12 protein-coding genes are annotated in these 13162 nt (G+C 62.8%); 8 read left to right on the top strand and 4 right to left on the bottom strand.

Annotated features, from left to right (window positions below; translation table 11 throughout):
• Positions 1 to 2357 (top strand): amino acid adenylation domain-containing protein (locus NUX24_RS21295; RefSeq protein ID WP_257833994.1); only part of this gene is annotated, 2357 nt, incomplete at its 5' end.
• Positions 2358 to 2445: 88 nt separating this feature from the next.
• Here the strand turns inward: NUX24_RS21295 and fepC are convergent.
• Genes fepC through fepD form a run of 3 tightly spaced genes read right to left on the bottom strand, consistent with a single transcriptional unit; the run spans position 2446 to position 5236 of the window.
• A complete protein-coding gene (gene fepC / locus NUX24_RS21300; protein WP_257833996.1) occupies positions 2446 to 3246 on the bottom strand; it encodes an iron-enterobactin ABC transporter ATP-binding protein in 801 nt (266 codons plus the stop codon).
• The gene (gene fepG, locus NUX24_RS21305; RefSeq protein ID WP_257834010.1) at positions 3243 to 4232 is read right to left on the bottom strand and encodes an iron-enterobactin ABC transporter permease; all 990 of its coding nucleotides are present in this window, start codon (positions 4230 to 4232) and stop codon (positions 3243 to 3245) included. The genes fepC and fepG overlap by 4 nt, the downstream gene beginning before the upstream one ends.
• Positions 4232 to 5236, bottom strand: a complete 1005-nt coding sequence (gene fepD / locus NUX24_RS21310) for a Fe(3+)-siderophore ABC transporter permease (RefSeq protein ID WP_047650540.1) — start codon at positions 5234 to 5236, stop codon at positions 4232 to 4234. The genes fepG and fepD overlap by 1 nt, the downstream gene beginning before the upstream one ends.
• Positions 5237 to 5344: 108 nt before the next feature.
• Here fepD and entS point away from each other — a divergent pair, with 108 nt between their 5' ends.
• Positions 5345 to 6592: an enterobactin transporter EntS gene (gene entS, locus NUX24_RS21315; RefSeq protein WP_257833998.1), complete on the top strand. Its 1248-nt coding sequence runs from the start codon at positions 5345 to 5347 to the stop codon at positions 6590 to 6592.
• A 45-nt stretch (positions 6593 to 6637) separates the two neighbouring features.
• On the opposite strand, the gene fepB is transcribed toward entS, so the two are convergent.
• Positions 6638 to 7597, bottom strand: a complete 960-nt coding sequence (gene fepB / locus NUX24_RS21320) for a Fe2+-enterobactin ABC transporter substrate-binding protein (protein WP_257834000.1) — start codon at positions 7595 to 7597, stop codon at positions 6638 to 6640.
• 188 nt (positions 7598 to 7785) lie between these two features.
• Here fepB and entC point away from each other — a divergent pair, with 188 nt between their 5' ends.
• The 6 genes from entC to NUX24_RS21350 form a co-directional block, all read left to right on the top strand.
• Positions 7786 to 8961 (top strand): isochorismate synthase EntC, encoded by a 1176-nt coding sequence (entC, locus tag NUX24_RS21325; protein WP_257834002.1) that lies wholly within the window; start codon positions 7786 to 7788, stop codon positions 8959 to 8961.
• A gap of 9 nt (positions 8962 to 8970) precedes the next feature.
• Positions 8971 to 10581, top strand: coding sequence for a (2,3-dihydroxybenzoyl)adenylate synthase EntE (entE, locus tag NUX24_RS21330; protein ID WP_257834004.1), 1611 nt, complete (start codon positions 8971 to 8973; stop codon positions 10579 to 10581).
• Positions 10582 to 10591: 10 nt separating this feature from the next.
• Positions 10592 to 11446 (top strand): isochorismatase, encoded by an 855-nt coding sequence (locus NUX24_RS21335; protein WP_257834006.1) that lies wholly within the window; start codon positions 10592 to 10594, stop codon positions 11444 to 11446.
• Entirely contained in the window at positions 11443 to 12198 is a 756-nt protein-coding gene (gene entA / locus NUX24_RS21340) for a 2,3-dihydro-2,3-dihydroxybenzoate dehydrogenase EntA (RefSeq protein ID WP_257834012.1), read from the top strand. Before NUX24_RS21335 ends, entA begins: the two co-directional genes overlap by 4 nt.
• A gap of 1 nt (position 12199) precedes the next feature.
• Complete coding sequence (gene entH, locus NUX24_RS21345; RefSeq protein WP_257834008.1) at positions 12200 to 12613, top strand: proofreading thioesterase EntH; 414 nt, start codon at positions 12200 to 12202, stop codon at positions 12611 to 12613.
• Between the two features lie 149 nt (positions 12614 to 12762).
• On the top strand, positions 12763 to 13162 hold a 400-nt coding region (locus NUX24_RS21350; RefSeq protein WP_308280953.1), incomplete at its 3' end, for a carbon starvation CstA family protein.

Below are 13162 nucleotides of genomic sequence, written 5' to 3' on the forward strand. Positions count from 1 at the left end.
ACAGCGTGGCGGTGGCCCTGCCGCGCTCGGTGTTCCTGACCCTGGCGCTGCACGGCATTGTCGAAGCGGGGGCCGCCTGGCTGCCGCTGGACACCGGCTACCCGGACGACCGCCTGCGGATGATGCTCGAGGACGCGAAGCCATCCCTGCTCATTACTACAGACGAGCAGCTTCCGCGCTTTAGCGATCTGTCTGTCGAGACATTTAGTTACAACACATTGTTACCGGTTGCGGGTGTTGAACCGCTGCGGCTGGCGAAGCCGGAGCAAACGGCGTACATCATCTTTACCTCCGGTTCGACGGGCCGTCCGAAGGGGGTCATGGTCGGGCATACCGCCATCGTTAACCGCCTGAAGTGGATGCAGGATCACTACCCGCTGGACGCGACGGACGTGGTGGCGCAGAAAACGCCGTGCAGCTTTGACGTGTCGGTGTGGGAGTTCTGGTGGCCGTTTATCGCCGGGGCGAAGCTGGTGATGGCCGAGCCGGATGCGCACCGCGACCCGCAGGCAATGCAGAGCTTCTTCGCGCGGTACGGCGTGACCACTACCCACTTCGTGCCGTCGATGCTGGCGGCGTTTGTCGCCTCGCTGGCGCCGGAAAACGTCGACTGCTGTAAAACGCTTAGGCAGGTGTTCTGCAGCGGCGAAGCGCTGCCGACCGAACTGTGCCGCGAGTGGGAGCAGCTCACCCGTGCGCCGCTGCACAACCTCTATGGCCCAACCGAAGCGGCGGTAGACGTGAGCTGGTATCCGGCGTTTGGCCCCGAGCTGGCGGCGGTGGAAGGCAACAGCGTGCCGATCGGCTTCCCGGTATGGAACACCGGGCTGCGCATTCTTGACGCCATGATGCGCCCGGTGCCGTTCGGCGTGGCGGGGGATCTTTATCTCACCGGCATTCAGCTGGCGCAGGGGTATTTGGGCCGTCCGGACCTCACCGCCAGCCGCTTTATTGCCGACCCGTTCGCTCCCGGCGAGCGCATGTACCGCACCGGCGACGTTGCCCGCTGGCTGGATAACGGCGCGGTGGAATATCTCGGCCGCAGCGATGACCAGTTAAAAATTCGCGGACAGCGCATCGAGCTGGGCGAAATCGACCGGGCGATGCTGTCGCTGCCGGACGTGGCCCAGGCCGTGGCGCACGCCTGCGTGTTCAACCAGGCGGCGGCAACGGGCGGCGATGCCCGCCAGCTGGTGGGGTACGTGGTTTCCGAATCCGGCTTACCGCTGGATCGCGACGCGCTGTTGGCATCGCTCAAAGCGCAGCTGCCGCCGCATATGGTGCCGGTGGTGCTGCTGCAAATCAGCGCGCTGCCGCTCAGCGCGAACGGCAAGCTGGACCGCAAGGCGCTGCCGCTGCCGGAGCTGACGAGTAAAACCTCCGGCCGTGCGCCGGAAAGCGAAACCGAAATCGCCGTCGCGCAGGCTTTTATCGCGCTGCTGGGCTGTGAGATCAACGACATCGAGGCGGATTTCTTTGCCCTCGGCGGACACTCGCTGCTGGCGATGCGCCTGGCGGCACAGCTTAGCCGCGCGTTCGAGCGCAAGGTTACGCCGGGGCAGATTATGGTCGCCTCCACGGTGAGTAAGCTCAGCGCGCTGCTGGACTCGCAGATGAGCGACGAGCAGGCGCAGCGTCTGGGGTATGAAACGCTTCTGCCGCTGCGCGAAAGCGACGGCCCGACGCTGTTCTGCTTCCATCCGGCGTCCGGCTTTGCCTGGCAGTTTAGCGTGCTGGCGCGTTACCTCAGCCCGCGCTGGTCCATCGTCGGCATTCAGTCGCCGCGTCCGGACGGTCCGATGCTGCAGCGTGCGGATCTGGATGGAGTGATTGAGCATCATCTGAATACGTTGCGTATGCAGCAGCCGCAGGGGCCGTATTACCTGTTTGGCTATTCCCTCGGCGGTACGCTGGCGCAGGGTATTGCCGCCCGTCTGCGCGAGCAGGGTGAAGTGGTGGCCTTCCTCGGCCTGCTGGATACCTGGCCGCCGGAAACCCAGAACTGGGCGGAAAAAGAGGCTAACGGCCTCGACCCGGCGGTGCTGGCGGAGATCGAGCGCGAGCGTCAGGCGTTTATCGCCGCCCAGCAGGGGCAGGGCTCCAGCGAGCTGTTTAACGCGATTGAAGGCAACTACGCCGACGCGGTGCGGCTGCTCACCACGGCGCGCAGCGCACGCTTTGACGGCAAAGCGACGCTGTTTGTCGCCGAGCGCACGCGAACGATGGATCCGCAGGTCGCCTGGGCACCGTGGGTGGCGGAGCTTGAGGTATACAGCCAGGACTGCGCCCACGTGGACATCATTTCACCGCAGGCGTTTGAGAAGATAGGGCCGGTGTTGAGGGAGATATTGGGGTAGTGATTTCCCCTCACCCTAACCCTCTCCCCAACGGGGCGAGGGGATGCTTTGCTCCCTCTCCCTGTGGGAGAGGGCCGGGGTGAGGGCATCAGACCGCACGTTTTCCCAGCGGCACCACCAGCGGCGTACCCGCCACCGGATCGTCAATAATCATGCAGCGCATGCCGTAGATCCGCTCGATCAGGTTCGGCGTGACAATCTCTTTCGGCGCGCCCTGCGCCACAATCTCACCGTCGCGAAGCGCAATCAAATGCGTGGCGTAGCGGCACGCCTGGTTTAAATCGTGCAGCACCGCCGCTAGCGTATACCCCTGCGTGCGGTTCAGCTCGCTCAGCAGCTCAAGAAGGTCAATCTGATGGCTGATATCAAGCCAGGTTGTCGGCTCGTCCAGCAGCATGATCGACGTTTCCTGCGCCAGCACCATCGCGATCCACGCCCGCTGGCGCTGTCCGCCGGAGAGGGTGTCCACGCTCTGCTGCGCCAGATCGGTAATACCCGTCGCCCGCATCGCGCGGTTCACCGCCTCATCGTCTTCCTTGCGCCAGCGGGTAAACAGCGGCTGGTGCGGATAGCGCCCGCGCGAGACCAGCTCTTGTACCGTGATGTCTCCCGGCGTGGTGGCGTTTTGCGCCAGCAGCCCGATGCGTCTGGCCACCTCTTTGCTGGCGAAGCGCTGGATCTGCTCCCCGTCGAGAAACACGCTGCCCTCAGCCGGCGTCATCAGGCGACTCAGCGTGCGCAGCAGGGTCGATTTGCCGCAGCCGTTCGGGCCGATAATCGCGGTGAAGTGCCCGTCCGGAATGGCGACGGATAAGTCACGGGCAATGATTTTTTTGCCGTAGCCGAGGGTTAAATTTTCGCCGCGCAAGCGGGTGGTTGTGTCTGTCATTTCTTGCGTGACTCCTGAACGAGCAAGACGATGAGGTAAATCCCGCCGAGGCTGACGGTCACCACGCCCACCGGCAGTTGATAAGGCATAAACAGCCGCTGGGCGCAGAGATCGGCGGCCAATAGCAGCAGCGCGCCGCACAGCGCCGCCTGGGTTAATCCCCAGCGCGCCGTGCCGCTAAGACGTCGGGCGATGTGCGGGGCCACGAGAGCGATAAACGAGATTGGCCCGGCAATCGCGGTGGAGGCGGCGGTCAGCAGTACGGCGACCAGCATCAGCATCAGGCGCGAGCGCTCGACGCCCACGCCCAGCGCGCAGGCGCTGTCGTCGCCCATCTCCAGCAGACGCATGCGCCGCACCAGCAGCAGCGCGCCGATAAACATCAGCACAATCAGCGGCGCGGCGGGCCAGGTTTTGCCCCACGTCAGGCCGTTGAGCGAACCGGCGTACCACAGCCCGGCGGAGAGCGCGGTTTCCAGCGAGGCCTGCAGTAAAAGCCAGGTGTTAAAGGCCATCAGCATGGCGCGGATGCCGATCCCGATGATGATCAGGCGGAAGGTGTCGATACCGTTGCGCCAGGATAGCGCCCAGATCAGCAAGGACGTCAGAATGCCGCCCGCCATCGCCGTAAAGGTAATGGCCGTCAGGTGCTGACCAAACAGCACCATCGCCACCAGCACGCCGCTCCAGGCCCCCGTGTTGAGGCCCATCACGTCCGGGCTGCCGAGCGGGTTGCGCATCAGCGACTGGAATATCGCACCGCTCACGCCGAGCGCCGCGCCGACCAGAATTGCCATCGCCACGCGCGGGAGACGCCACTCCGTCACCACCATGGTGATGTTGCGCGGCGCGCTGCCGAGCAGGGCGTTAACCACCTGAGAAAAATCGAGCGTCACCGCGCCGCTGCGCAGGCTCCAGACCGCCAGCAGCAGAATGAGGATACTTAGCAGCGAGACGCTGGTGACTAAACGCCGGGACGGGGCCATCATGCGCCACCTCCGCGTTTACGGCGTACCAGGAAGATCAGCACCGGCGCGCCGATAAAGGCGCTGACCACCGAGACGCGCAGCTCGCCGGGCACCAGCAGGCGGCCCAGCACGTCGGCAAACAGCAGCAGGGCAGGGGTGGCAAGCAGCGTCACCGGCAGCGACCAGCGGTGATCTGCTCCCACCAGCCAGCGCGCCATGTGCGGCATCATCAGGCCAATAAAAGCGATCGGGCCGACCACGGCGGTCGCGCTGCCGGACAGTACGGTGATGGCGAACAGACCAATCAGCTGCGTGCGCGCCACGCGGTTGCCGAGGGCGGTCGCGGTGTCGCTGCCGAGGCTCAGGCTGTTGAGCGACCGGCTTAAAAACAGCGCCACGGCGGCAGCGATAATGACCGGGATCGCCACCACTTTAAGCGTGTCTAGGGTGCGGATATCCAGCGAACCGGCCTGCCAGAAGCGCAGCTGGTCGTAGACGTCCGGGTTGAGCAGGGCGATGCCGTTGGACAAGCCTTCCAGCACCGCCGCGAGCGCTACGCCCGCAAGCGTCAGGCGTACCGGGCTCAGCTGCCCGCCGCCCTGGCTGCCGGTAAAGGCGACGACCAGCGAGGCGGCCAGCGCGCCGCAGAAGGCCATCACCAGCTGTTCAGAGGGCGAGGTCAACCCGAACAGCGCCGCGCCGAGCACGATAGCAAAGCTGGCGCCGGAGTTAACACCGAGGATACCGGGGTCCGCCAGCGGATTGCGGGTAAGGGTTTGCATCAGGGCACCGGCAAGGCCGAGCGCGCCACCGGCCAGCAGTCCGGCAAGGGTGCGGGGCAGTCGGGCGTCGAGCACGATGACGCAGTCGGCGCTCTGGCAGGTGCCGGAGAGCGCATCAACAATAACGGACGCGGGCAGCGGCTTCGCGCCAACCAGCAGACTGAGTGCAATTGCAAGGCTCAGGAGCAGCAATAAAACGGGCACGGCAACGGCGCGCACCGAAGAAGAGGAAAACGACATAGCAACATCCATGATTTGATAATGATAGTGATTATCGTTATCTATCTTATTTGGCTATGTTAGCATGTGCGCCCATGGAATGGGTAGAAATAGACTCAAGGCTTTGTCATGAATCAAAAATCCTGGCTGCTCAACCTCAGCCTGCTTAAAACGCATCCGGCGTATCGCGCCGTTTTTATCGCTCGCTTTATCTCCATTTTGTCCCTCGGGCTGCTCGGCGTGGCCGTGCCGGTACAGATCCAGACCCTGACGCACTCCAGCTGGCTGGTGGGGTTATCCGTCACCTTAACCGGCGGGGCGATGTTCATCGGCCTGATGGTCGGCGGCGTGCTGGCGGACCGCTACGAGCGTAAGAAGCTGATTCTGTTGGCGCGCGGCACCTGCGGCGTGGGCTTTATCGGGCTGTGTCTGAACGCGATGCTGCCGGAGCCGTCGCTGATCGCGATTTATGCCCTGGGGCTGTGGGACGGCTTTTTTGCCTCGCTGGGCGTGACGGCGCTGCTGGCGGCGACGCCCGCGCTGGTCGGGCGCGAGAACCTGATGCAGGCGGGGGCGATCACCATGCTCACCGTGCGTCTGGGCTCGGTGATTTCGCCAATGGTGGGTGGCCTGCTGCTGGCGACCGGCAACGTGGCGTGGAACTATGGGCTGGCGGCGGCGGGAACCTTTATCACCACGCTGACGCTGCTGCGCCTGCCTCTTCTGCCCCCTCCGCCGCAGCCGCGCGAGCATCCATTGAAATCGCTGATGGCCGCTATTCGTTTCCTGTTCAGCAACCCGCTGATTGGCGGCATTGCGCTGCTCGGCGGCCTGCTGACGATGGCGAGCGCCGCGCGCGTGCTGTACCCGGCATTAGCGGGAGAGTGGCAGATGAGCGCCTCGGAGATTGGCTTACTGTACGCCGCCATTCCGCTCGGTGCGGCGTGCGGAGCGCTGACCAGCGGCAACCTGGCGCAGAGCGCGCGTCCGGGGTTGATTATGCTGCTTGCCACGCTGGCCTCGTTTATCGCCATCGGCTTCTTCAGCCTGATGCCGGTGTGGGCGCTGGGCGTGTTTTGCCTGGTGATTTTCGGCTGGCTGAGCGCCATCAGCTCGCTTTTGCAGTACACCCTGATCCAGACCCAAACGCCGGAAGGGATGCTCGGTCGCATTAACGGCCTGTGGACGGCGCAGAACGTCACGGGGGATGCGATTGGCGCGGCGATCCTCGGCGGGCTGGGGGCGATAATGACCCCGGTGGCCTCGGCGAGCTGCGGCGGGTTTGTACTGGCAATTATTGGCGTGATTTTATTCATGTCGTTGGCAGAATTGCGCCGATTCAGGCAGGAGAGTGTGTTGAACGACGGGGCGGCCTGATGCCCTCATCCCGGCCCTCTCCCACAGGGAGAGGGAGGAAAAGGCCTACTTAAACAACGTATTCAATCTGTCTAACACCAACATCGCGCTGTAATAATCCAGGCGGAACGTCTCGGTTCCCAATGCCCAGACCCGTTTGTTTTTCACCGACGGCAAATGCGCCAGCAGCGGGTTGGCGTAAATAGCATCCACGTCTTTCTGGTCGCCGGCAAACACAAACAGCCCTTCGCCGTTCAGCCCCGTCGCCAGATTTTCACCGCCCAGCTGAATGATGTCGTGGCGTTTGCCCTGGCTTTTTGATGTGTGCAGCCCGGCGGGCAGCTCTGCCAGCATAAAGCCCAGCTGGTGCAGCAGCTGGCCCTGCGCGGATTCCGCAGTCCACAGGTTGGCGCTGTGCGCGGCGGCGGTATAGACGATGGCGTTTACCGGCTGCGGCGGCAGCTTCATCTGCTCTTTAACCTGCGCGAGCTGTTTATCAAACGCGGCAATGCGCTCTGCGGCCTGTTTTTCCTGCCCGGTAATGGTGCCCAGCTGCGTCAGCAGTTCCTGCCAGCTCTTGTCGTCGTAGTTGATGATAAGCGTTGGGGCGATGGCGGAGAGCTGATCGTACAGCGCCAGCGCGGAATCCCCGCCGGTGGCACCGATCAAAATCAGGTCCGGCATCTGGGCGGCGACCGCTTCGGCGCTCGGTTCGCCAATGTACAGCCGCGCAACCTTGCGCTGTTTCGCAATATCGCCCCACTGGCGCAAAAAGCCCTGCGCATCCGCCACGCGGTTGTTCGGCGTGGTCGCGCCGCTGGCGACGACTGGTGCGTCAATCGCCAGCAGGGAGCCGGTTAAGGTCACGCTGGTAGAGACAATGCGCGTCGGTTTGCTCTCAAGCGTGTGAACGCCGCGGCTGTCGGTCACCTGACGCGGCCAGTCGGCGGCAACGGCTGAGGCAAGTCCTAAAACAAAAAGTCCAGGTAAAAGCAGGGTATTACGGAATACGAAAGGGAATCTCACAGCGCGACATCCTGTTTTTGTTGAAGATAATGCTTCTCATTTTCATGGTTGCCGCGAAGGGATGCAAGCTTTTGTCGCATAAGTTATTTGCCCGACGGTTGACAGCGAAGCGATGTGGGATTAGGTTAGCCGACGAAAATATAAATGATAATCATTATTGCTTCTTTTATCATTTTGAGGAGGATGATATGGACACGTCCCTGGCTGAGGAAGTTCAGCACACCGCGACCACGCTGCAATCAGACAGCTTTTTCTTTATGTCGCCTTACCGCAGTTTTACTACCTCAGGCTGTTTTGCCCGCTTCTCTGAACCCGCCGTCGGCGGCGACGATCCGGCCGGGCACTTCCAGCAAAAATTAGCCCAGGCCTTCCGGAATGCAAAAGCCAGCGGCATCGCCCATCCGGTCATGGTTGGTGCCATCCCTTTCGATACCCGCAAGCCGTCTTCGCTGTTTATTCCCGAACGCTGGCAGACGTTTTCCCGTCCGGCTCGTCAGCAGTCCGCACGCTATTTTTCCGGCTCGCAGGCGCTGAAGGTGGAAAAACGCACCGAGATCCCGCCGCAGCCCGTGTTCGAAGAGATGGTCGCTCGCGCCGCGTCGCTCACCGCAACGCCGCGGGTGAACAAGGTGGTGCTGTCGCGCCTGATTGATATCGCGACCGACAAACATATGGACAGTGGTGCCCTGATGGAGCGCCTGATTGCCCAGAACCCGGCAAGCTTCAACTTTCACGTGCCGCTGGAAGACGGCGGGGTGCTGCTGGGAGCAAGTCCGGAACTGCTGCTGCATAAAGAGGGCGTTCACTTTAGTTCGCTCCCGCTGGCAGGCTCCGCGCGTCGTCAGCCGGATGACGTATTAGATCGCGAAGCGGGCAATAAGCTGCTGGCCTCCGAAAAGGACCGTCACGAGCACGACCTCGTGACCCAGGCGATGAAGGCCATTCTGGCACCGCGCAGCCACCACCTGAGCATGCCGTCTTCCCCGCAGCTCATCACCACGCCGACCCTGTGGCATCTGGCTACGCCGGTTGAAGGCGAGGCGCGTGAAAATGAAAACGCCCTGACGCTGGCCTGTCTGCTGCACCCGACCCCGGCGCTGAGCGGCTTCCCGCATGAGGCGGCAAAAGAGCTGATTGCCGAGCTGGAGCCGTTCGACCGCGAGCTGTTCGGCGGCATCGTCGGCTGGTGCGACAGCGAAGGTAACGGCGAGTGGGTGGTGACCATCCGCTGCGCGCGTCTTCGTGAAAATACCGTTCGCTTGTTTGCCGGTGCGGGCATTGTGCCTGCCTCTTCGCCGGTGGGTGAGTGGCGCGAAACAGGCGTGAAGCTCTCCACCATGCTCAACGTGTTTGGCCTGCACTAAGGATCGCTCATGACCATTCCCTTTACCCGCTGGCCTGAGGAATTCGCCCGGCGCTACCGCGAAAAAGGCTACTGGCAGGATCTGCCGCTGACCCACATCCTGACGGATCGCGCGGACAGCGATGCCGTGGCGATCATCGACGGCGAGCGGCACATCACCTACCGCGCGTTTAATCAGGCGGTGAATAACCTGGCGTCCGCGCTTCAGGCACAGGGACTTCACCGCGGTGAGACCGCGCTGGTACAGCTCGGCAACGTGGCCGAGTTCTACATCACCTTCTTCGCGCTGCTGCAAATTGGCGTCGCGCCGGTTAACGCGCTCTTTAGCCATCAGCGCAGCGAGCTGAACGCCTACGCGGAGCAGATCAAACCCGCCGTGCTGATTGCCGATCGCGAGCACGCGCTGTTTGCGGGTGACGATTTTCTCAACACCTTTGTGGATGCGCACCGCTCGGTTCGCGTCGTGCTCCTGCGCGGCGATAAGGGTGAACATGCCCTGGAAGCGGCGATTGCTCGTCCGGCTGATAATTTCATCCCGAACCCGACGCCCGCCGACGAAGTGGCATTTTTCCAGCTTTCCGGCGGCAGCACCGGCACGCCGAAGCTGATCCCGCGCACGCATAACGATTACGACTACAGCATTCGCCGCAGCAACGAAATCTGCGGAATCAATGCACACACCCGTTATCTGAACGCGCTCCCAGCGGCGCATAACTACGCCATGAGCTCGCCGGGATCGTTAGGGGTCTTCACCGCGGGCGGATGCGTGGTGCTGGCGAACGATCCGAGCGCCACGCTCTGCTTCCCGCTGATTGAACGGCATCAGATTAACGTCACCTCGCTGGTTCCTCCGGCTGTGAGCCTCTGGCTACAGGCGATTGCCGACGGCGCAGGAAACGCGCAGCTTAAATCCCTGAAGCTGCTCCAGGTGGGGGGCGCACGCCTCTCCGCCACGCTCGCGACGCGCATTCCGGCGGAAATCGGCTGCCAGCTTCAGCAGGTGTTCGGCATGGCGGAAGGGCTGGTGAACTACACCGCGCTCGACGACGCCCCGGAACGCATCATCAACACCCAGGGCCGCCCGATGTGCCCGGACGACGAAGTGTGGGTGGCGGACGAATACGGCAACCCGCTGCCGCGCGGGGAGGTCGGGCGTCTGATGACGCGCGGGCCGTATACCTTCCGCGGCTATTTCAACAGCCCGGAACACAACGCCAGCGCCTTTGACGCCGACGGCTTTTACTGCTCTGGCGATCTGATCGCCATCGACGAGCAGGGCTACATCACCGTGCAGGGGCGTGAGAAGGATCAGATCAACCGCGGCGGGGAGAAGATCGCCGCCGAAGAGATTGAAAATCTGCTGCTGCGCCATGAGGCGGTGATCCATGCCGCGCTGGTGAGCATGGAGGACAGCCTGCTGGGCGAAAAAAGCTGCGCGTATCTGGTGGTGAAACAGCCCCTGCGCGCGGTTGAAGTGCGCCGCTTCCTGCGCGAGCAGGGCGTTGCCGAATTCAAGCTGCCGGACCGCGTGGAGAGCGTGGATGCGCTCCCGCTGACGCCGGTCGGCAAAGTCGATAAGAAACAGTTGCGCCTGTGGCTTGCTGAACGCGCCCGGGGCTGAGGAACAGAGTATGGCCATTCCAAAATTAACCGCTTACGCGCTGCCGACCGCCGCAGAGCTGCCGACCAACAAGGTGAACTGGGCGTTTGAGCCTGAACGTGCCGCGCTGTTGATTCATGATATGCAGGAGTATTTCCTGAACTTCTGGGGCGAAAACAGCGCGATGATGCAGCAGGTGGTGGCGAATATCGCCAGACTGCGCGCTTACTGCAAAGCGCACAATATTCCCGTCTACTACACCGCTCAGCCGAAAGAGCAGAGCGACGAGGACCGCGCCCTGCTGAACGACATGTGGGGGCCGGGCCTGACCCGCTCGCCGGAGCAGCAGCGCATTGTCCGCGAACTGACCCCGGACGAAGCGGACACGGTGCTGGTGAAGTGGCGCTACAGCGCGTTTCACCGCTCGCCGCTGGAGCAGATGCTGAAAGAAACCGGCCGCAACCAGCTGCTGATTACCGGCGTTTACGCCCACATCGGCTGTATGACCACCGCCACCGATGCCTTTATGCGCGACATCAAGCCGTTCTTTATCGCCGACGCGCTGGCGGATTTCACCCGCGACGAGCACCTGATGTCGCTCAACTACGTGGCCGGACGCTCGGGCCGCGTGGTGATGACCGACGAGCTGTTGCCGTCCGTTCCGGCGACCAAAGCCGCGCTGCGTGAGCTGATCCTGCCGATGCTGGACGAGTCCGACGAGCCGATGGATGACGAAAACCTGATCGACTACGGTCTGGACTCGGTGCGCATGATGGCGCTGGCCGCCCGCTGGCGCAAAGTGCACGGCGATATTGACTTCGTGATGCTGGCCAAAAATCCAACTATCGACGCCTGGTGGGCGCTGCTGTCCCGCGAGGTGAAGTGATGGTGCTGGATTTCACCGGTAAAACCGTCTGGGTGACGGGCGCGGGCAAGGGGATTGGCTACGCGACGGCGCTGGCGTTTGTGGAGACGGGCGCGCAGGTGACCGGCTTCGATCTGGCGTTTCCGCTGGGTGATTATCCGTTCGCCACTGAAACCCTGGACGTGGCGGATGCCGCGCAGGTGCATGAGGTGTGCGGGCGCGCGCTGGCGTCGCTTGAACGGCTGGACGTGCTGGTCAACGCGGCGGGCATTCTGCGCATGGGGGCGACGGACCAGCTTTCGCAGGAGGATTGGCAGCAGACCTTCGCGGTCAACGTCGGCGGCGCGTTCAACCTGTTCCAGCAGACGATGGGCCAGTTCCGCCGTCAGCAGGGCGGGGCGATAGTCACCGTGGCGTCCGACGCGGCGCACACGCCGCGCATCGGCATGAGCGCCTACGGCGCGTCGAAGGCGGCGCTGAAAAGCCTGGCTATGACCGTCGGGCTGGAGCTGGCGGGCAGCGGCGTGCGCTGTAACCTGGTGTCGCCGGGCTCAACGGACACTGACATGCAGCGCACCCTGTGGAAAAGCGACGACGCGGAGCAGCAGCGCATCCGCGGCTTTGGCGAGCAGTTCAAGCTCGGCATTCCGCTGGGCAAAATCGCTCGCCCGCAGGAGATTGCCAGCACGGTACTGTTTCTTGCATCCGATGCCGCCAGCCATATCACCCTGCAGGACATTGTGGTGGACGGCGGCTCCACGCTGGGGGCGTAAGATGATCTGGAAACGTCATTTACCGCTCGAGGAGCTGAACGCGACCAGCCTGAATACGCTGGTGGCGCATCTCGGTATCGTCTATACCCGTATCGGCGACGACACGCTGGAAGCGGAGATGCCGGTGGATGCGCGCACCCATCAGCCGTTTGGCCTGCTGCACGGCGGCGCGTCGGCGGCGCTGGCGGAAACCCTGGGGTCGATGGCCGGTTTTCTGATGACACGCGACGGTCAGAACGTGGTGGGGACGGAGCTTAACGCCACGCACCATCGTGCGGTCTCTCACGGCAAAGTGCGCGGGGTATGCCAGCCGCTGCATCTGGGGCGTTCAAGCCAGAGCTGGGAGATTGTGGTATTCGACGAGCAGGGGCGGCGGTGCTGCACCTGTCGGTTGAGTACGATGGTGTTGGGCTAAGCCAGGCAGATCAAAGTGATCGGCTTAACACTGTGGTGTAAATCTCTGGTTTGACCACGCATTATTGCGTTTCAAAGTTGTTAAAATTTTCCGGTTGTTCTAGAAACAAAATGTAACATCTCACTGTTTCACAACAACGGACAACAACTATGAACAACTCAGGGAAATACCTTATATGGGCAGGGCTCTCCGTTGTGGGAGCCTTTGCCCTGGGCTATATCGCCCTCAACCGGGGGGAACAGATCAATGCGCTCTGGATCGTCGTCGCCTCCGTCTGCATTTATCTGATCGCGTACCGTTTTTATGGCCGCTATATCGCTAAGAACGTTCTGGGCGTTGACGCGACGCGCATGACGCCTGCCGTCCGCCATAACGACGGGCTGGACTACGTGCCGACCGACAAAAAAGTGCTGTTCGGTCACCATTTTGCGGCGATTGCCGGGGCGGGCCCGCTGGTGGGACCGGTGCTGGCGGCGCAGATGGGCTACCTGCCTGGGATGATCTGGATCCTCGCGGGCGTGGTGCTGGCGGGCGCGGTGCAGGACCTGT

It is taken from the genome of Enterobacter sp. HG048, assembly GCF_024702055.1.
Classification (GTDB): Bacteria; Pseudomonadota; Gammaproteobacteria; order Enterobacterales; family Enterobacteriaceae; genus Enterobacter; species Enterobacter dykesii.